This is a genomic window from Segnochrobactrum spirostomi (assembly GCF_009600605.1).
Lineage (GTDB): Bacteria > Pseudomonadota > Alphaproteobacteria > Rhizobiales > Segnochrobactraceae > Segnochrobactrum > Segnochrobactrum spirostomi.
In genome coordinates, this window is record NZ_VWNA01000001.1 from 1,191,985 (window position 1) to 1,210,203 (window position 18,219).

Sequence of the window (18,219 nt, forward strand, 5' to 3'; positions counted from 1 at the left end):
AGGCAGTTCGGAATTAATCTATTCAAGCGGTATCTTATTCGCCGACGAGCCCCGTCGCAAGCATAGGCATCCTGCCGGAGCCCTCCGAAGCGGTCGGATTTTGCGCGCGAGCCGGCTTGCCGAGGAGCCGCATTCGCCGAATGATCCCGTAACGCGATCCCCTGCGCAACAGGCCTTGCCGCAACGCCCCTTTTCGGGCTCGACCCATCTCTTCGAGGAGACGAACCCTGGCCCGCCCGCTGCCCCCTCTCGTCGCGCTCCGCGCCTTCGAGGCCGTCGGCCGGACCGGCAGCGTGCGCGCGGCCGGCGAGGAGCTCGCGGTGAGCCACACCGTGGTGTCCCGCCACGTCCGGCATCTGGAGGCGCGGCTCGGAACCAAGCTCCTCGAAACCGGGGGCGGCGGCTGGTGTTGACCGCCGACGGCGCCCGTTTCCACGCTCAGATCGAGGCCGCCTTCGAGCAGATCGCCCGGGCGACCGCCGCCTTGAAACCCGGCGCGCCGACGACGCTCTCGATCTGGTCGGGCCCCGGCATCGCCGCCCGCCGCCTGCTGCCGCGCCTGCCTGAGCTCGAGGCGCTGCTGCCGGCCCGCGAGATCATGTTGCAGCCGACCCTCGCCCGACCCGATTGGCACCGCCGCGAAGCCGACGCCGAGATCGCCTATCTCGACGGACCCGACCGGCGCGACGGCGTACGCTCTGAACTGATCGCCCGGCCGCGGCTGTTTCCGGTCGCGAGCCCGGCTCTGCGCGCCGCCTTTCCGAATGTCGGGACCGCCGCCGATCTCCTCGCGATGCCGCTCCTGCACGAGGAATCGACGGACCAATGGATGCGCTGGTTCGAGGCGGCGGGGCTCGAACGGGTGCCGCCCCTGCGCGGCGCGCGGCTCTGGCACGCCCATCTCGCCATGGAGGCCGCGCGGCTCGGCCAGGGCGTCGCCCTCGCCATCGAGACCCTCGTCGGCGAGGAGATCGCGACCGGCGCCCTCGTCGAGGTGGTGCCTTCGGATGTCCGCCTCGGCGGCTATTATCTCGTCGCCCCGGCAGCCCGCTGGGGCGATCCGGACCTTGGTGCCCTGCGCGCGTGGGTCGCGACCGTGTTCGGCGAGCCGGCGGCCTCCCCTATGGTGCCTTTTAGACACCAATCGAGTACCAACTAGGCAATTGCGTCCATGGGGCCGGACTGAGAATGTTCCGGTCGGACCCGCTTCGTCCCGAGGAAAAGACATGACGACCAATGCTGAATTGCTGGCCCGGCGTACCAAGGCGGTTGCGCGCGGCGTCGGCCACATCACCCCGATTTCCGCCGCCCGCGCCGAGAACGCGGAAGTGTGGGACGTCGAGGGCCGGCGCTATGTCGATTTCGCCGGCGGCATCGCGGTGCTCAACACCGGCCATCGCCATCCGAAGGTGATGGCGGCGGTGCGCGAGCAGATGGAGAACTTCACCCACACCTGCTTCCAGGTGCTGATGTACGAGCCGTACATCGCGCTCGCCGAGAAGCTGAACGCGCTCGCCCCGATCGAGGGCGACGCCAAGTCGCTGTTCTTCACGACCGGCGCCGAGGCGACCGAGAACGCCATCAAGATCGCCCGCGCCGCCACCGGCCGCACCGGCATCATCGCCTTCACCGGCGCCTTCCACGGCCGCACGGTGCTCGCGATGAACATGACCGGCAAGGTCGTGCCCTACAAGAAGGGCCTCGGCGCCGCGCTGCCCGAGATCTGGCACGTGCCGTTCCCGGTGCCGCAGCTCGACGTCAGCGTCGAGGATTCGATCCGCTACCTGAACTTCCTGTTCAAGGCCGACATCGATCCGGGCCGCGTCGCCGCGATCATCATCGAGCCGGTGCAGGGCGAAGGCGGCTTCCATCCGGCTCCCCCGGAGCTGATGCGCGCCCTGCGCCAGATCTGCGACACCCACGGCATCGTGCTGATCGCCGACGAAGTGCAGACCGGGTTCGGCCGCACCGGCAAGATGTTCGCGATGGAGCATTACGACGTGAAGCCGGACCTGATCTGCGTGGCGAAGAGCCTCGCGGGCGGCTTCCCGCTCTCGGGCGTGGTCGGCAAGGCCTCGGTCGTCGATGCGGCCGATCCGGGCGGCCTCGGCGGCACCTATGCCGGCAACCCGCTCGCCTGCGCCGCGGCGCTCGCGGTGATCGACGTGATCGCCGAGGAGAAGCTGCTCGACCGCGCCAACGCCCTCGGCGCGCGCGTCAAGGGCCGCCTCGAGGCGATCCAGCGCAAGAACGAGCTTCTGCCGATCGCCGCGATCCGCGGCCCGGGCGCGATGATCGCCTTCGACATCGTCAAGGAGCGCGGCACCGACACTCCGGACGCCGAGGCGACCAAGGCGGTGGTGAAGCGCGCCTACGAGAACGGCCTCGTGCTGCTCTCGTGCGGCACCAACGCGAACACCATCCGCATCCTCGTGCCGCTCACCGCCTCGGACGCGGTGATCGACGAAGGTCTGGACCTGCTCGAGCACGCCCTCACCGCCGCCGCATGAGCGACGTGACGATTGCGGCGGAGAGCCCGCGTCAGCCGGAGATCGTGCGCCTCCTCGAGGCGCTCGATCTTTATCTGGAGGCGCTCTATCCGCCGGATTCGAACCATCTCCTCGACATCGAGGCGCTGGCGCAGCCGAACATCCGCTTTCTCGTCGCCCGCAACGGCGAGGGATCGGCGCTCGGCTGCGCGGCGCTTCGCGTGTTTTCGGCGGAGGGCTACGGCGAGCTGAAGCGCATGTATGTCGATCCGGCCGCCCGCGGCCTGAAGATCGGCCGGCGCCTGCTCGCCGCGATCGAGGACGCGGCGCGCGGCGAAGGTCTCGCCGCGGTGCGCCTCGAAACCGGCATCGCGCAGCCGGAGGCGATCGGCCTCTACCGCGCCGCCGGCTACCGCGAAGGCCCGCCCTTCGGCGAATACCGACCGGACCCGCTGAGCCTCTTTATGGAGCGGGTTCTCTGACGTCCGTCGGATGGCGACAAGCGACCGTCCGGCAAACCGCATAACAACAATCCAGAGCAGACCATCCGAGAGAAGGAACTCCCCCATGGCGACCTGCGGCGAGGTGCTGATCGAGCTTCTGGAAGCCTATGGGGTCGAGGTCGTCTTCGGCATCCCGGGCGTCCACAATGTGGAGCTCTATCGCGGGTTGTCTCGTTCGACGATCCGCCACGTCACGCCCCGCCACGAGCAGGGCGCCGGCTTCATGGCGGACGGCTATGCCCGCGTGACCGGCAAGCCGGGCGTGTGCTTCACCATCACCGGCCCCGGCCTCACCAACATCCTCACCGCGATGGGGCAGTCCTACGCCGACTCGATCCCGATGCTGGTGATCTCGAGCTGCATCAGCCGGTCGGAACTCAACAGCGCCCAGGGGCGGCTCCACGAACTGCCCTCCCAGCGCGACCTCGCCCGCGGCGTCAGCGCGCTCAGCTACACCGTGCTCTCCCCGGACCAGTTGCCGGAGATCGTCGCCCGCGCCTTCGCCCTGTTCGCCGGCGGCCGTCCGCGGCCGGTCTATATCGAGATCCCGGTCGACGTGATCGCGATGCCGGCCGATCACCTGCCCCGGACCCCGCGCGCCCTGCCCCATCGCCCCCTGCCGCCGTCCGCCGACATCGCGGCGGCTGCCGAGGCGATCCGCGCGGCGAAGCGGCCGATGCTGGTGGTCGGTGGCGGCGCGGTCGGCGCCCCGGCGGCGGTGCGCGCCTTCGCCGAGCGGCTCGATGCCCCGACCATCCTCACCATCAACGCCCGGGGCCTGCTGCCGCCCGCGCATCCGCTGATCGCCGGCGAGTTGCTCACCAACCCGCCGCTCAAGGCAGCGCTCGAAGCGGCCGACTTGGTCGTCGCCGTCGGCACCGAGTTCGGCGAGACCGAGATGTATCCGGTGCCGGAGGTGTTCACCTTCTCAGGCACGCTCGTGCGCATCGACATCGATCCGGATCAGGTGACGCGGCCCTCCCCGGCCGACGTGCCGCTCGTCGGCGATGCCGGCGCGACGTTGGAGGCCCTGCTCGCGGCCCTCGGACCGGCGACGACCGGGGGAGACGGCGCCACCCGCGCCGCCGGCCTGCGCCAGGCGAGCGCCCGGGCGCTTCCCGCCGGCACGGACGTCTACGAGCGCGTCATGGCGGCGATCGACGCCGCCCTGCCCGATGCGGTGATCGTCGGCGACTCGACCCAGACGGTCTATTTCGCCAACCAGTTCTACCGGCCGAAGAGCCCCCGCTCGTTCTTCAATTCGAGCACCGGCTACGGCACCCTCGGTTATGCGGTGCCGGCCGCCGTCGGGGCACGCCTCGGCACGCCGAAAGAGCGGCCGGTCGTCGTCCTCGTCGGCGACGGCGGCATCCTCTTCACGATCGGCGAGCTCGCGGCCGCCGTCGAGGCGCGCGCGGCGATCGTCATCGTGGTGTGGAACAACGACGGCTACGGCGAAATCCGCAATTATATGCGCGGCCGGCAGATCGCGCCGATCGGCACCGATCTTCTCGTTCCCGACCTCGTCGCCATCGCCAAGGGCTTCGGCTGCGCGGCCGAACGGGTCGAGAGCCGCGCCGCCCTCGCCGACGCCCTCACCCGCGCCGGCGATTTCCCCCTGCCGACGCTGATCGAGATCCGCGAGGACGCAGATTTCCTCAAGGGTTGAGGCAGATCGGAATCGTGACGCCTTATGGCGCGGTCTGCCGGCGTAAGCGGGTCTCCAGCGCCTCGAGGATGCGGTGGGCCGCCGCGAGATCGCCGATGGCGAGGCCGTCGGCGAGGCCGTTCATCCAATCGGCCTGCTCCTTCATCAAGGCGGCATAGCTGTCGCGCCCCTTCTGGGTGAGGCCGAACAGTTTTGCCCGGGCGTGGTGCGGATTCGGGACGTAGGCGGCGAATCCGTCGGCGACGAGTTCGTCCGCGATCCGCTGAACCCCTTGCCGCGCGAGCGACAATCGGCGCGCGATCTCGGCCACCGACAGCGGCTCCGCCGGGACGCTTCCCATCACCTGCCAACGGGCCGCGGTGAGCCCGAACGGCGCCGCGAGCCGGTTGCCGATTTCGACGAGCAGGCTCTCAACCTGCAAAATCCGCCAGACGATCCCACTGAGCGCCTCGCCCTCCGGCGTCCGCATGCCGACCTCCGTACCGCCGCGCCTGGGTCTCTCGACGAGCCCCGGACACGACTCCTCTCGCATATTGACAACTTATTGTCAAAACCGATATTGGCAATATGTTGTCAATTTAGCGAGGTGTTTCCCATGACGACGCACGCGACACTGGTCCGAGGCCTCTATGAAGACTGCCTGAACCGGCGCGACCTCGATGCGCTGCCGACCTTTCTCGCCCCGGACTTCGAAGGTGCGAACGGCGAACGCGGGCCGAGCGGCTTTCGCCGCACGGTGGAGCGAATGGTCGCTGCCTTCCCCGATCTGATGTTCGTCATCGAGGATCTGTTCGCATGCTCGGACCGCGTCTGTGTTCGCTGGAGCTTCGAAGCGACGCACGCAGGCCCGCTCGCGGGCCACTCTGCGACGGGGCGGCGCGTCACGCAGAATGGCATCGCGATCTACCGCGTCCGGGACGGGCGGCTCGACCGGGCATGGTTGCAGGTCGATCGTCTCGGCGTATTGCAGCAGATCGGCGCCGTGCCTGCGAGCGGGTGAGGGAGGGCCCACGAGCGCGATTTATCACCCGGATAGAATTGACGAGAAAATTACACCCGGATAATAATACGGCACCCGATCGAGGATTTGCCGCCCATGACCGACACCGTGAAGACCTTCACCGCCTTTTCCGGCGACGACCGCGTTGCCGCCGGGGACCGTGACGCGGTGAAAGCGGCGCTGGCCGCGCGCGGCAACGGCGGCGAGCTCTTCCTGATCTTCGAAGACGGCACCGGCCGGACCGTGGACTGGCACCCGGTCGGGGGCCTCGTCGAGCGTCCGCCGCGCGAGGTGCCGGCCACCGCCCCCGCGGGGAACGCTGGCCGCGGGCGGCCGAAGCTCGGCGTCGTGGCGCGGGAGGTGACGTTGCTGCCGCGCCACTGGGATTGGCTTGCCGCGCAGCCCGGCGGCGCCTCGGTCACGCTGCGGCGCCTCGTCGACGAGGCGCGCCGCGCCGGGGCCGACACCGAAGCCCTGCGCCAGGCCCGCGACGCCCTCTATCACGTCCTGTCGGGTCTCGGCGGCGACCGGCCGGGCTTCGAAGAGGCGGTGCGCGCCCTCTATGCCGGCGACCGCGACCGCCTCGCCACCCTCATCGCGGACTGGCCGGCCGATATCAGGGCGTATGCGCTCGCCCACACGGAGGCGGCGTTCGCGGGCTGATCGGGGGCGCCGCCCCCGACCCCTCACCAGTGGAAGGCGTCCGTCTCGATCCGGCGGCCGATGAGGAAACTATCGGCGACGAGGCGCAGGGGCGCGTCGTCGACGTGCGAGCGGCGGCCTTCGACGAGGGCGGCGAAGTGCTCGTAGATGCGCTCGTATTCGGCCATCGGCTCGTCCACCGTGACCATGCCGTCGATCAGGAGACGGGCGCCGCCGTTTTCGAGGAGCAGTTCCTGACCTTCCGCGGTCTCGATGCGGATCGTCCAGGTCTGATCGCCGGTCTGGCGCCAATCGAACGCCGCATTGAGGCGCGCGGCGCCGGGGGCGGCACTCGCGAACACGAGATCGGCGGCGATCGGCGCATCGGCGTTCGCCGGCGTGACGAGGGTCGCGGTCTCGACGAACACGGGTGCCGGCAGGATGCGGGTGACGATCGAGAGGGCGTTTATGCCGGGATCGAACACGCCGAAGCCGCCGGCGCGCCAGATCCAGTCCTGGCCCGGATGCCAGCGGCGGACATCCTCCTTCCACGTCACCTCGAGGGTGCGCACGGTCCGGCCCTTGAGCACGTCCGCGGCCCATTCGACGGCCGGATTATATTGCGAATGCCACGTGGTGAAGAGCACCCGGCCGCGCTCCGCCGCGAAGGCTGCGAGATCGGCGAGCTCGGACAGCGTCGCCGCCGGCGGCTTCTCGAGCATGACGTCGAGCCCGGCCGCCAAGGCCTCGCGGGCGATGGCGTGACGCACCTTCGGCGGCGTGCAGATCGCGACCGCCTTCATTTCCGGCACTGCGGCGAACATCTCGCCGTGGCTGCGGAAGGTCGGCACGCCGGTCACGCCGTGGCCGCGCTGGCTGGCGACGGCGGCGAGCGCGAAGGCCGGGTTCTTGAGGATCACCGGCACATGCTGATCCTCGGCGATCTTGCCGAGGCCGACGATCCCGATACGGCAGGGGCTCATAGTATTCCTCATATTATAGGACTTGAGGCTGACGCGTTTATCGCCGAGCAGCCTTCGGCCGTCTAGGGGGAGATTGGCGCGGGGTTTGGGCGGGATGGCGGAGGTCTCGCCCGTGGCGTAACCCCACCCCGGCGCTGCGCGCCACCCCTCCCCCTGGCAGGGGAGGAGTTGGGCCGAGGCGCTGCCGGCGATGAACACCCTTGCCGAGCTGCTCGCCCTCGAGAGTCCCTCCCCTGCCAGGGGGAGGGACAGACCGGCGGAGCCGGTCAGGGTGGGGCCTGCGCCGGTAGGAGTGGAGCAAGGCAGCGCCATGCCGCGCAACCCGCCCGCAATCCCCCGCCCCTTAAAAAAATCGGCCCGAAGGCGGGACCTGCCTTCGGGCCGGGAGTGGGGCCTGCCGCAAGGCGGACGATGCGGCGGCCGGAGGTTCGGAGAATCAGGACGCCTTCACCGCATGGATTTCGGCATCCGACAAGGCGCCGGGGCCGGCGACGGCCCCGGGCGGGCACTTGCCGAGGATGATCATGCCGAGCACCTCGTCCTGGGAGACGTCGGAGGTGCGCGCGGTGCCGACGACGCGGCCGTTCTTCATCACCGTGACGCGGTCGGCGAGGTCGAACACGTCGTGCAGATCGTGGGAGATCAGGAAGATGCCGATGCCTTCGGCCTTGAGCTGCTTGATGAGCTCGCCGACCTGGGCGGTCTCCTGCGGCCCGAGCGCGGCGGTCGGCTCGTCCATGATCAGGATCTTGGCGTTGAAGTGGATGGCGCGGGCGATCGCGACCGACTGGCGCTGGCCGCCCGAGAGCGCCTTCACCGGTTCCTTGAACTTGCGGAAGTTCGGGTTGAGCCGGCCCATCACCTCGCGGGTCGCCGCTTCCATGGCGACGTCGTCGAGGGTGCCCCAGCGCGTCATCAGCTCGCGGCCGAGGAAGAGGTTCGCCGCCGCGTCGACATTGTCGGCGAGCGCCAGCGTCTGGTAGATCGTCTCGATGCCGAAGCGCTTGGCGTCGCGCGGGCTTTCGATCGAGACCTTATCGCCGTTGACGAAGATCTCGCCGTGGTCGGCGCGGTAGGCCCCCGAGAGGATCTTGATGAGGGTCGACTTGCCCGCGCCGTTGTGGCCGAGCAGACCGACGACCTCACCCGGATAGAGGTCGAGGTGGGCGCGATCGACGGCGCGGACGCCGCCGAACGAGATCGAAACGTCGCGCATTTCGACGAGCGGCGCGCCGCGCTTCGCCCGGTCTTCCTGGGCGTGCAGAGAGGCGATGTTGTCGGCCATCCTGATGTCCTCCCCGCTCACTTGAACCGGCGGCGGTAGATCGTGTCGACGAACACCGCGAGCACCAGGACGGCGCCGACGACGATGTTCTGATAGGGCGTGTCGACGCGCATCAGCACCATGCCCGATTGCAGGCTCTGCATGACGAGCGCACCGAGCACGGCCCCGGCGATGGTGCCCGTGCCGCCGGCGAGCGAGGTGCCGCCGATGACCGCCGCGGCGATGACGTAGAGTTCGTCCGTCGTGCCCTGGGCGTTGGTGGCCGAGGTCAGGCGGGCGGTCGAGATCGCGGCGCTGACCGAGGCGAGGAAGCCCATCAGCGCGAAGATCGCGACGGTGACGAGCCGGGTGTTGATGCCGGCGAGCTCCGCCGCTTCCGGGTTACCACCGATCGCGAAGACGTAGCGGCCGAAGCGGGTGCGCTTGGCGATGAAGGTCATGATGATGGCGACGCCGATCGCGATCAGCACCGGCACCGCATAGCCGAAGCTGATGCCGCCGGCCGGCACCTCGATGCCGTGGGCCTGGGCGTAGCGGTTGGCGAGCGCCGGGGGCAGCGTGTAGGCATTGACGACGAGGGTCGCGGCGACGACGACGGCGGCACCGACGCCCGCGGTCACGATCTCCGCCCACATCGGCTTCACGGGGAAGCGGAAGCGCTTGCGCTGGCGGCGGGCATTGAGGGTCGCGAGCACGATCGCCACGATCGCCACGATGCCGATGATCCAGCTCCAGGTAGCGCCGACCGAACCGTCGGCGCCGCCGCCGATCAGCTTGAAGGCGTCGTCGATGATCGGGATCGTCTTGCCTTCGGCGACCGCCCAGGCCGCGCCGCGCCAAACGAGCAGACCGCCGAGGGTCACGATGAAGGCCGGCACGCCGAGATAGGCGATGATCGCACCCTGGAAGGCGCCGATCGCGGTGCCGATCAGCATGCCGAACAGGAGCGTCAGGATCCAAATGCCGGGGCTGCCGAAGCCGAGCGCCGGGGCGATCCAGTTCTGCTGGGCGACGGCCATCGCCATGCCGGTGACGCCGAGGATCGAGCCGACCGACAGATCGACGTGGCGCGTGACGATGACGAGCACCATGCCCGTCGACATCACCGCGATCGAGGAGGTCTGAACCGAGAGGTTCCACAGGTTGCGCGGCGTGAGGAAGGTGCCGTCGGCGAGGACGTGGAACACGATCCAGATGATGCCGAGCGCCGCGACCATGCCGAGGAAGCGGACGTCGACTTCCATGGCGGCGAACGGCGAGACCGACCGGGTCTGCGGCGGCGAGCCCGACGACGAGCTGCCGCTCACGGCCGAGGACGACGCGGTATTGGTACTCATGAAGCGGCTCCCTGCGGGCGGACGATCATCGCGTCTCCCCCCGTCTTCGACCCCGTTGGGTGCGCCGGCCCTATGCCGATGCGCTCCGGGTGTTCTTCTCGGCACGCCATGTCCCACGCGAAGTCCGCAACTCGCGACGCGTCGCGAGACCAGACCTGCCCGGAACCGTCCCTGCGGTCCGCCTGAGCGGACCGGGCGGCGAACGCCGCTCGCCTGGGGGCGCGGCCCGACCAACCGCCGTCGCGCCGAGCGTAGGGGACCCCGTTCGCATCGCGGGCGACCTCATGGTGCGCCGAATGCAGCCGTGCCGGAAGTAGCTTGTTTCAAAAAAACCGGCGCCTCGGCCGGTCGTCGTCAGTCCGGTCGAGGCGCCATTTCCCCACCCGATCCGGCAATGCGGCCACGCGGGCGGTCGCATTGGCGTCTTGAAGTGGCGGCGCGGACGGTCGAGCCCGCGCCGCCGGATTTCATCAGTTGCAGGCCGCGACCGAGCCGGCCTTCACGCCCTGGCAGAGTTCGGCCTTGGTGATCCAGCCCGCGTCGACGACGATCTGGAGATTGTCCTTCTCGATCGCCACCGGCTTCAGGAAGGTGGTGGCCATCTTCTGGTGCTTCGGACCGCCGTCGAAGGTGACGGTGCCCGGAACGTCCTGAAGCTTGGTGCCCTTGGCGAGCTCGACCGCGATTTCCGCAGCGCGCTTGCCGAGCTCACGCGAGTCCTTCCAGACCGACACGGTCTGGGTGCCGAGCGCGATGCGGTTCAGGGCGGCGTGATCGGCGTCCTGACCGGACACCGGCACGGAGCCGGCGAGGCCCTGGGCCGCGAGCGCGGCGATGGCGCCACCGGCGGTGCCGTCGTTCGAGGCCACCACGGCGTCGATCTTGTTGTCGTTGGCGGTCAGGAACTGCTCGGTGTTCTTCTGAGCGTTCGCCGGCAGCCACTGGTCCGTGTAGGCCTCACCGACATTCTTGATCTTGCCGGCGTCGATCGCCGGCTTCAGGACTTCCATCTGACCGGAGAACAGGAAGTCGGCGTTCGGGTCGCACGAGCAACCCTTGATGAAGATGTAGTTGCCTTCCGGCTTCACGTCGTAGACGGCCTTCGCCTGCATCCGGCCGACTTCCTTGTTGTCGAACGTAATGTAGTACGCGGTCGGGATCTCGATCAGGCGGTCGTAGCCGACCACCGGAATGCCCTCGTCCGCCGCCTTCTGGACGGCCGGCGCGATGGCGTCGGAATCCTGGGCGAGGATGATCAGGGCGTTGGCGCCCTGGGAGATCAGGCTCTCGACGTCGGTGAGCTGCTTGGCGGCCGAAGACTGCGCGTCGGCGGAGATGTACTCGGCACCGGCGGCCTCGAGGGCCTTCTTGATCGCCGCTTCGTCAGTTTTCCAACGCTCTTCCTGGAAGTTCGACCAGCTCACGCCGACCTTCAGCTTATCGGCGGCATGCGCGGCGGTGATGGCGGTCGCAGACACAATAAGGCCCGCGAGCACGGACTTGATCCGTACCATGAGAATTCCTCCCTCGGCGCGACCCGATCCTGCGGTGTCGCCCATTCGTTATGACCCCACGATCGCGCGCAGCCAGCTCGGCGCACGCAACGGGACCGTGCAGGGGTCCGTTTAATTCGATCCCCGAAAAAAATTGGACCAAACACGGGGTCGGTGTCAATATGGCTTTCTCTTGTCGTCGGCATGGCGGTTCGAACCGGGCTCGGGAGGCCGGACGAAACGCCTCTCGCGGAGACCGGACGCCGGAAACGCCACTCGGGCGCGCCGCGGATCTCCGATGCCGAAGGCTCACAAAAACGGACAGATAGGTGGGATCTTACGTGCCCGCGTAAGCCATCCACCGGGGCGACGGACCGCGTGATATTGAGTTCCAGAGACCAAGCGAAGGCGCGTGCCCGCGCCGCGGCCCCGGTCAAGGCCGACGCCGAGTTGGTACGCCGCCAGAACCGCGGCCTCGTGCTCGCGACGCTGCGCCGCCTCTCGCCGATCGCCCGCGTCGACCTCGGCACCGCGACCGACCTGAGCCCCGCCACGATCACCTCCATCACCGCGGATCTGATGAGCGAGGGGCTCATCGAGACCGTGACCGGAGAAGCCGGCGATCCCGCCGACGGCAAGGGCGTGGTGCGCGGACGTCCCCGTGTGTTGCTCCGCCTCGATGCCGACGCCGCCTACGTGCTCTCGGTCAAGATCGCCATCAACACGGCGCATCTCCTGCTGTGCGATTTCGCCGGCGCCGAGGTCGCCCGCCGGCTCGTCCGCCTGCGTACCCTCACCGAGACTCGAGAGAGTTTTCCACAGACTCTGATTCGCGTGATGCGCGAGTTCCTCGCCGCGGAAGGGGTCGGCTCCGGTCGCGTCGCGGAAATCGGGGTCGCCTGCCAGGGCTTCGTCGATCTCACCCGCGGTGCGGTCGTGTGGTCGCCGGCCTTCACTGAACGCAACATCGTCCTCGTCGAGCCGATCCAGATGGCGTTCGGCGTGCCCTGCTTCATGACGAACGACGCCAACATGATCGCCGAGGCGCTGAACTGGCTCGATCCGGTGCGCTATGGCGGCACGTTCGCGGTCGTGTTCATCGATTACGGCGTCGGCATGGGCCTCTTCAGCGAGGGCCGGCTGCACATGGGCGCCGACGGCTCGGCCGCCGAATTCGGCCACATGAACCATCTACCGAACGGCCCGCTCTGCCGCTGCGGCCGGCGCGGCTGCGTCGAGGCCTTCATCGCCGATTATGCGATCTATCGCGAGGCGCGCGGCATGAGCCCGGACACCGATCCCGGCGACGCGCGGCCGGACCCGGACGAACTGCTCGCGCTCGAACGCGCCGCCGCCGAGGGCGATCCGGCGATCCGCAAGGTCTACGAGGACGCCGGCACGGCGCTGGGATACGCGCTCGCCCGTGTCATGGCGATCGTCAATCCGGCGCGCATCATCTTCACCGGCCAATCGACCCGGGCACTGCCCTTGATGGAGCCCGCCATGAACCGGGCGATCGAGGCGGCCTTGGTCGCCGACCTGCGCCATTCGACGGTGATCGAGACCCTGCCCTGGCAGGAGGACATGATCTCGAAGGGCGTCGTCGTCTCGGCGCTCGCCCGGCTCGACCGCCAGGTGTTCGCCGATCCCGGCTCGGCGATGCGGCTGCTCGGCCGCTCGGCGCAGGCCCGCGAGGTCGCGGCCGCCGACAGCGGCGCGACGTGACGACCTGAAGGCCGCCCAGCCGCGTCGAGCCAAATCAGACCGTCGGCGCGAAGCTCAAGCGCGCGACGAGATCGCGGGCGTGGGACAGCGCCGCGCCGGTCGCGACCGCAATCGGCGGCAGGGTCAGCCATTCGAGGGTCCAGGCCGCACCGGACCGCTCATATTCGTGCACCAGGCTCTGCGCGAGCGTGCCCTGGAGCCCCGCCGCGAAGCGGGCGAGCGCGACGAGCACTTCCGCACCGACCGGGTTCGACTTGTGCTTCATCGCCGACGAGCTACCGCCGCCGGCGATCTTCACCGCGCCGACCTCGTTCTGGGCGAGCAGGGCAAGGTCCTGGCCGATCTTGCCGAGGCTTCCGGCGATCAGCGCCAGCCAGTTTCCGAACTCCACGATCCCGTCGCGGGCGGTGTGCCAGCAAGGACCGTCATAGAGGCCGAGCCGGCGGGCGAGCGCCGCGGCGACCGCGTCCCCTGCCCCCTCGAGGCCGCTACGCGTGCCGACCGGCCCGCCGAACTGGACGACGAAGACGCGGGGGCCGAGCGCCTCGAGTCGGTCGAGATGGCGCGAGAGCGGCGCGCGCCACGCGGCGACCTTGTCCCCCGCGGTCGTCGGCAGCGCCTGCTGCATTCGCGTGTGGGCCATCAGAGGCACCGCGCCCTGGGCGGTTGCGAGGGCATCGAGGTCCCCGACGAGGGCGGCAAGGCGGTCGCCCAGCACGGCGGCGACCTCCTGCAGACGCAACACGAGGCTCGTGTCGACGATGTCCTGGCTCGTCGCCCCGAGGTGGACGAAGCGGCCGAACGGCTCGCCGACGGCCTGCTTCAATTGCGCGACGAAATCCGGGCCGGCGACCCCGTCGCGGCGCATGGCGGCGGCGAGCCGCTCCCGGTCGACCACGAATCGCTCGGCGACCGCGACGATCCTGCCCGCAGCCTCCGGCGGTACCAGCCCGCATTCGGCTTGGGCGGCCGCCAGCGCGGTCTCGAACACGAGCATCGCGTCGAGATCGGCGTCGTCGGAGAACAACGCCTCGATCGCCGGATCGCCGGTCAGCGCCGAGAGAAGAGACGATGAGATCGGACCCGGCATGGGCATCCTCGTTTGCGCAACGCCAAGGGTTGGCGGCTCAGGGCAGATTAGCCTCCGGCGGCCGCGGGCGTCACGGCCCACAGGGCGCGAGAAGGGTGCCAGCGAAGTCTGAGGTCGCGATATCGGTGCAGAACGCGGCCCATTCGCAGCCCTCGCAAGCGGCGCGGATCGTGCCCGCGGCGAAGGCGTCGCGCAGACGGGCCGCCTCTTCGGCGCCGAAGGCGACGACGCTGCCGGGCCCGAGCGGCCGGCCGAGCAGGTCGGAGGCCGCTTGAAGCGCCTTCGCATCCCGCCAATCGATCCCGGGCAGGCGGCAATGGGGCTCGTCGAGCCCCTTCGCCTCGGCGTCGAGCCGCGGCGCGCAGACGTCGTCGGGGCCGGCGACGATCACCGCCGCCTCGCCGGCCGACAGCCGCTCGGCGATCCCCCGCATGTTGGCGACGAAGGCCGCGCCGTAACCGGCACCCCGGAAGGTCAGCAGGCACAAGAGATGGTGTCCGCGCAGACGGACGGTCATGGCAGTTCCTCGGGCGACGCGCCCGATCAAGAGAACGGTTCGCTCCCGAGATCAAGCCTCGCCGGACGGCGCGCCGGTGCCGCCCGGCCCGCGGCGGCCTTTAAGAATTGGAAATGTTCTCGGCGTCGAATTCTCGTCGTAGGCCGAAGTCTATCCACCCGTTTCGGGTATGGAACTTGCCCGGCCGTACGGCCAAGACTTGACCGGTGAAGACGAGACTTGACCGGGGGAAAAGAGGCCTGCAATGTCGCGCGAGCCGAAGCGGGCTGCTCGGGACCGGGGTCCGGGATCATCCGCCTGTAGCCCCAGGCTTATTGGGAGACGCGTTCATGAAGTCCCTTCCAACGCTGGCCGCGGTGCTCGCCGCCGGCCTAACCCTTGCGGGCTGCGTGTCCGCCGTCGAGAACAAGGAAGACATGCTTTCGGCCGCCGGCTTCGTGCCGAAGCCGGCGACGACCCCGGCCCAGGTGGCGTCGCTGAAGAGCCTGCCTCCGCACAAATTCTCGATGCAGACGAAGAACGGCAAGACGATCTACATCTATCCGGACCCGACCGTCTGCAACTGCCTCTATGTCGGCGGCCAGAGCGATTTCCAGCAATATCAGCAGATGATGTACAAGCAGCATCTGGCGAACGAGCAGGAAATGGCGGCGATGATCAATCAGGACATCGTCGACGACAATTACGATTGGGGCGTCTGGGGCCCGCCGTGGTGGGGCCCGCCGGGCACCGTCGTGATCTGGTGAGATCGCGACGCGAGGATTTCGAACGGCGGGCCCTGGTGCCCGCCGTTTTCGTTTGAGAGGGGCAACGCTTTCAGTGAGCAGAGGCAGGCAAGGCCTCGCTCTGAGCCCTGTTATGCTGCTTTAGTACTTCCACTTCTGACCTGAACGACGGCGCCGGAGGTATTCTAAAAGTTGCAAACTGCGTGCCTATTGATATACTCGTCGCATGGAACCGAATGAAATCGCTCAAACGCTCTGGACGCTGATAGATACCGCGCTATCTGCACCTGTACCATTTATTACAGCTATTATATTTTTTGGTTGGCTCGTTTGGCTTGCGGTTCGACGGGAGTACTCTACACGTCTGAATAATACCGAGAGTAAACTAGAGTTGTCCAATGCCAGAATTGCCGATTATGAGCGAAAATTATCAGGAGCATCTCCAGATGAAGCTAGCGCTCGCATTGAAAATTTAGAGGCACAGCTGGAAAAGTTGATGCCTCGCCGCGTGACAGCTGAGCAACGAGAAAAAATTCGCATAGCCCTCAATGGGACTAGCGGCAACATCAGTATCGGATCAGATATGGCTTGCGCAGATGCGCCTGCCTTCAGCGCAGGACTTACTTCCGCTTTCCGCAATGCTGGTTGGCATGTCGAAAACCCCAGTTTTATGGGGCTCAGCAACCCTCCGACGAGCGGCGTCGGCGTTAGATGCGCTGACCCTGGCAATCCTAGCGATCTAGAGGCCGCGACAATTAAAGCCCTTCACGCTGGCGGAGTTCATTTCGATGTCCAACCTGGGCGCGATATAAGCAGGCACACAGCAATCCCGGCCACAGATGCACAAATCGTCATAACACCGCGCGTTCTTGACTAAATCATACCCACTTACTCTAACATGAAATAGACTGCATTTTAGACTTAATGCGACATCGGATACTGGATAAATCTACCCATACTAAGCATCCCCCAAAAAAATAAATCGCCCGGACATGCCGGGCGATCTCGAAACCTTCGCGGGAAGCGCGCGCTGCGCGCGGCGTCAGTTGGCGACGCCCTGCTGCGGCGGGTAGGAATAGCCCGTGCCGACCTGCTGGCCCGGCAGACCCGCCTGCTTGGCGTAAATCGCGTCCTGCGCCCGGCTGTCGTTCTGGCTCGCGGTCGTCACCGCCGCGGAATCGGTGCTCGCGTCGGCGCTCATGTTCGCGGTGCCGAGGCCATCCTTGTCGTAGATGTCCTCGCGGAAGTTCACGATGCCTTCGCGGTTCTCCCACGCCGTGATGTACACGAAGTAGAGCGGCACCGGTGGCGACACCTGAGCGTCGATGCGGTCGCCGTTGCGGATGACCTGATCGATCTTATCCGACGGCCACTGCGGATTGCCCTTGAGCAGCCAGCCGATGTACTGGCGCACGTTCTGCACGCGCACGCAGCCCGACGAATGGAACCGCGCGTCCTGGCCGAACAGGCTCTTGGACGGGGTGTCGTGCATGTACACGTCGTAAGGGTTCGAGAAGGTGATCTTCACCGACCCCATCGAGTTGTCCGGACCCGAGTCCTGGCGGAACTGGAACTGCATCGCCTGATCCGTATTCCAGTCGATGTCGCTCGCCTGAAGCTCGCGGCCCTTCCCGTTGTAGATGTGGATCTTGTTACGGGTCAGGTAGTTCGGATCCTTCTGCATCTTCGGGATCAGATCCTTGCGGATGATCGAGACCGGAACATGCCAGTAAGGATTGAAGTTGATCTGGGTGATCTTGCTCGACAGGATCGGGGTCTGACGATCGATCTTGCCCACGACGGCGATATGGCGCGAATAGACCTGACCGCCCTCGACCGTCTCGATCTCGGCGCCGGGAATGTTCACCGTGACGTGACGATAGCCGAGGTCACCGGAGAGCGAACGCAGCCGCACCAGATTGATCTCGAGCTGGTGCAGGCGGACATCGGCGGGAACGTTCATCGCCTGGAGCGTGCTCGCGCCCACGACGCCGTCGGCCTGGAGGCCGTGACGGATCTGGAAGCGGCGCACGGCGCCGTCGACATAGGAATCGAAGGTGTCGGTGCGGCCGCTGTTCTGGGCGAGATCGCCCGTCACCAGAAGGCGCTGACGCAGCACCGTGACGCTCGGATCGCGCTTGCCGAGGCGGAGCCCCTGGGCCGCGTCCGGCACGGTCGGCCAGCCACCGCGCTGCACGATCTGCTGATAGGTCTGGATCGCCCGCTCGGTCTGGGAGGCGGTCTCCGGCGACAGCATCGGCTGCGTCGACTTCAGGTTCTGAAGGGTCGGCATCGAGGCGTCGAAACGATCCGCCCATTCGGCGCCGCCCATCGACTGGGCGAGAGCGCTCGTCGACAGGAGCGCCAGTGCGCAGCCGCCCAGAAAGGCGCGGCGCGTGGTCCCCTGGGCCATTCCGGTCGCGCCCGACACCGCAGACCGCGTTCCACCAGACTTCATCACCGTCGAACTCCCGATCGTTCCGTTGCCCGCCGAACGATCGGCGAGCGCTACCATGGAGATGGTTAACGAAACAACGTCATTCCATCCCGACGGCGCTGATATAAAGCCGATGTCGCGCACGTGCCGCCCGAACCGGCCCCGCGAGACCAACGCCCGGCGCTCGTCCGCGTTCCGCCCCGCAACCTTGTCGGGAGAGGGGTGTCACGACTTCGTGGCGGCTTCGTGTTCCGGCTGCGGCGAAGGCCGGTTTCGCTGGGTTTGCGTCGCCATCACAAGCGGGGTGTTGCCGGAATGACGCAC

At 67.8% G+C, this 18,219-nt stretch carries 18 protein-coding genes; 10 read left to right on the top strand and 8 right to left on the bottom strand.

Features of this window, described 5'->3' with window-relative positions:
• The first annotated feature begins 293 nt into the window (after positions 1–293).
• From F0357_RS25115 to F0357_RS05335, 5 genes are all read left to right on the top strand, one after another.
• Positions 294–413 carry a helix-turn-helix domain-containing protein gene (locus F0357_RS25115; RefSeq protein WP_312861459.1) on the top strand — a complete coding sequence of 40 codons (120 nt, stop codon included), beginning with the start codon at positions 294–296 and terminating at the stop codon, positions 411–413.
• On the top strand, positions 407–1,159 hold the full coding sequence (locus F0357_RS05320; protein ID WP_312861460.1) for a LysR substrate-binding domain-containing protein: 753 nt from the start codon (positions 407–409) through the stop codon (positions 1,157–1,159). Before F0357_RS25115 ends, F0357_RS05320 begins: the two co-directional genes overlap by 7 nt.
• Positions 1,160–1,226: 67 nt before the next feature.
• On the top strand, positions 1,227–2,510 hold the full coding sequence (gabT, locus tag F0357_RS05325; RefSeq protein WP_153479418.1) for a 4-aminobutyrate--2-oxoglutarate transaminase: 1,284 nt from the start codon (positions 1,227–1,229) through the stop codon (positions 2,508–2,510).
• Entirely contained in the window at positions 2,507–2,971 is a 465-nt protein-coding gene (locus F0357_RS05330; RefSeq protein WP_153479419.1) for a GNAT family N-acetyltransferase, read from the top strand. The genes gabT and F0357_RS05330 overlap by 4 nt, the downstream gene beginning before the upstream one ends.
• Positions 2,972–3,056: 85 nt before the next feature.
• Complete coding sequence (locus tag F0357_RS05335) at positions 3,057–4,661, top strand: 5-guanidino-2-oxopentanoate decarboxylase (protein WP_153479420.1); 1,605 nt, start codon at positions 3,057–3,059, stop codon at positions 4,659–4,661.
• Positions 4,662–4,683: 22 nt separating this feature from the next.
• On the opposite strand, the gene F0357_RS05340 is transcribed toward F0357_RS05335, so the two are convergent.
• Positions 4,684–5,130 (bottom strand): MarR family winged helix-turn-helix transcriptional regulator, encoded by a 447-nt coding sequence (locus F0357_RS05340; RefSeq protein ID WP_208948227.1) that lies wholly within the window; start codon positions 5,128–5,130, stop codon positions 4,684–4,686.
• 126 nt (positions 5,131–5,256) lie between these two features.
• Here F0357_RS05340 and F0357_RS05345 point away from each other — a divergent pair, with 126 nt between their 5' ends.
• Entirely contained in the window at positions 5,257–5,661 is a 405-nt protein-coding gene (locus tag F0357_RS05345) for an ester cyclase (protein WP_153479422.1), read from the top strand.
• A gap of 96 nt (positions 5,662–5,757) precedes the next feature.
• Positions 5,758–6,324, top strand: coding sequence for a DUF2239 family protein (locus F0357_RS05350; RefSeq protein WP_153479423.1), 567 nt, complete (start codon positions 5,758–5,760; stop codon positions 6,322–6,324).
• Between the two features lie 23 nt (positions 6,325–6,347).
• On the opposite strand, the gene F0357_RS05355 is transcribed toward F0357_RS05350, so the two are convergent.
• From F0357_RS05355 to xylF, 4 genes are all read right to left on the bottom strand, one after another.
• Positions 6,348–7,286 carry a Gfo/Idh/MocA family protein gene (locus F0357_RS05355; RefSeq protein WP_153479424.1) on the bottom strand — a complete coding sequence of 313 codons (939 nt, stop codon included), beginning with the start codon at positions 7,284–7,286 and terminating at the stop codon, positions 6,348–6,350.
• A gap of 436 nt (positions 7,287–7,722) precedes the next feature.
• Positions 7,723–8,571: an ATP-binding cassette domain-containing protein gene (locus F0357_RS05360; RefSeq protein ID WP_153479425.1), complete on the bottom strand. Its 849-nt coding sequence runs from the start codon at positions 8,569–8,571 to the stop codon at positions 7,723–7,725.
• Between the two features lie 17 nt (positions 8,572–8,588).
• On the bottom strand, positions 8,589–9,908 hold the full coding sequence (locus tag F0357_RS05365; protein WP_153479426.1) for a sugar ABC transporter permease: 1,320 nt from the start codon (positions 9,906–9,908) through the stop codon (positions 8,589–8,591).
• 470 nt (positions 9,909–10,378) lie between these two features.
• Positions 10,379–11,422: a D-xylose ABC transporter substrate-binding protein gene (xylF, locus tag F0357_RS05370; protein WP_153479427.1), complete on the bottom strand. Its 1,044-nt coding sequence runs from the start codon at positions 11,420–11,422 to the stop codon at positions 10,379–10,381.
• 363 nt (positions 11,423–11,785) lie between these two features.
• Here xylF and F0357_RS05375 point away from each other — a divergent pair, with 363 nt between their 5' ends.
• On the top strand, positions 11,786–13,126 hold the full coding sequence (locus tag F0357_RS05375) for an ROK family protein (RefSeq protein ID WP_208948228.1): 1,341 nt from the start codon (positions 11,786–11,788) through the stop codon (positions 13,124–13,126).
• A gap of 34 nt (positions 13,127–13,160) precedes the next feature.
• Here the strand turns inward: F0357_RS05375 and F0357_RS05380 are convergent, their stop codons facing one another.
• Both F0357_RS05380 and F0357_RS05385 read right to left on the bottom strand, forming a co-directional pair.
• Entirely contained in the window at positions 13,161–14,216 is a 1,056-nt protein-coding gene (locus tag F0357_RS05380; protein WP_153479429.1) for a 3-carboxy-cis,cis-muconate cycloisomerase, read from the bottom strand.
• 70 nt (positions 14,217–14,286) lie between these two features.
• Positions 14,287–14,733: a DUF1284 domain-containing protein gene (locus F0357_RS05385; protein ID WP_153479430.1), complete on the bottom strand. Its 447-nt coding sequence runs from the start codon at positions 14,731–14,733 to the stop codon at positions 14,287–14,289.
• Positions 14,734–15,062: 329 nt separating this feature from the next.
• Here F0357_RS05385 and F0357_RS05390 point away from each other — a divergent pair, with 329 nt between their 5' ends.
• A complete protein-coding gene (locus F0357_RS05390) occupies positions 15,063–15,479 on the top strand; it encodes a hypothetical protein (RefSeq protein WP_153479431.1) in 417 nt (138 codons plus the stop codon).
• Between the two features lie 205 nt (positions 15,480–15,684).
• Complete coding sequence (locus F0357_RS05395) at positions 15,685–16,335, top strand: hypothetical protein (protein ID WP_153479432.1); 651 nt, start codon at positions 15,685–15,687, stop codon at positions 16,333–16,335.
• 165 nt (positions 16,336–16,500) lie between these two features.
• On the opposite strand, the gene F0357_RS05400 is transcribed toward F0357_RS05395, so the two are convergent.
• Positions 16,501–17,916, bottom strand: coding sequence for a L,D-transpeptidase family protein (locus tag F0357_RS05400; RefSeq protein ID WP_246161565.1), 1,416 nt, complete (start codon positions 17,914–17,916; stop codon positions 16,501–16,503).
• Between the last annotated feature and the right edge of the window lie 303 nt (positions 17,917–18,219).

What these genes read in the sequence shown, in the direction of transcription:
- F0357_RS05360 (WP_153479425.1), bottom strand. Translation starts at nt 8,571, where the DNA reads ATGGCCGACAACATCGCCTCTCTGCACGCCCAGGAAGACCGGGCGAAG.
- F0357_RS05380 (WP_153479429.1), bottom strand. Translation starts at nt 14,216, where the DNA reads ATGCCGGGTCCGATCTCATCGTCTCTTCTCTCGGCGCTGACCGGCGAT.
- F0357_RS05355 (WP_153479424.1), bottom strand. Translation starts at nt 7,286, where the DNA reads ATGAGCCCCTGCCGTATCGGGATCGTCGGCCTCGGCAAGATCGCCGAG.
- F0357_RS05385 (WP_153479430.1), bottom strand. Translation starts at nt 14,733, where the DNA reads ATGACCGTCCGTCTGCGCGGACACCATCTCTTGTGCCTGCTGACCTTC.
- F0357_RS05335 (WP_153479420.1), top strand. Translation starts at nt 3,057, where the DNA reads ATGGCGACCTGCGGCGAGGTGCTGATCGAGCTTCTGGAAGCCTATGGG.
- F0357_RS05345 (WP_153479422.1), top strand. Translation starts at nt 5,257, where the DNA reads ATGACGACGCACGCGACACTGGTCCGAGGCCTCTATGAAGACTGCCTG.
- gabT (WP_153479418.1), top strand. Translation starts at nt 1,227, where the DNA reads ATGACGACCAATGCTGAATTGCTGGCCCGGCGTACCAAGGCGGTTGCG.
- F0357_RS05350 (WP_153479423.1), top strand. Translation starts at nt 5,758, where the DNA reads ATGACCGACACCGTGAAGACCTTCACCGCCTTTTCCGGCGACGACCGC.
- F0357_RS05390 (WP_153479431.1), top strand. Translation starts at nt 15,063, where the DNA reads ATGAAGTCCCTTCCAACGCTGGCCGCGGTGCTCGCCGCCGGCCTAACC.
- xylF (WP_153479427.1), bottom strand. Translation starts at nt 11,422, where the DNA reads ATGGTACGGATCAAGTCCGTGCTCGCGGGCCTTATTGTGTCTGCGACC.
- F0357_RS05340 (WP_208948227.1), bottom strand. Translation starts at nt 5,130, where the DNA reads ATGCGGACGCCGGAGGGCGAGGCGCTCAGTGGGATCGTCTGGCGGATT.
- F0357_RS05395 (WP_153479432.1), top strand. Translation starts at nt 15,685, where the DNA reads ATGGAACCGAATGAAATCGCTCAAACGCTCTGGACGCTGATAGATACC.
- F0357_RS05365 (WP_153479426.1), bottom strand. Translation starts at nt 9,908, where the DNA reads ATGAGTACCAATACCGCGTCGTCCTCGGCCGTGAGCGGCAGCTCGTCG.
- F0357_RS05400 (WP_246161565.1), bottom strand. Translation starts at nt 17,916, where the DNA reads ATGAAGTCTGGTGGAACGCGGTCTGCGGTGTCGGGCGCGACCGGAATG.
- F0357_RS05330 (WP_153479419.1), top strand. Translation starts at nt 2,507, where the DNA reads ATGAGCGACGTGACGATTGCGGCGGAGAGCCCGCGTCAGCCGGAGATC.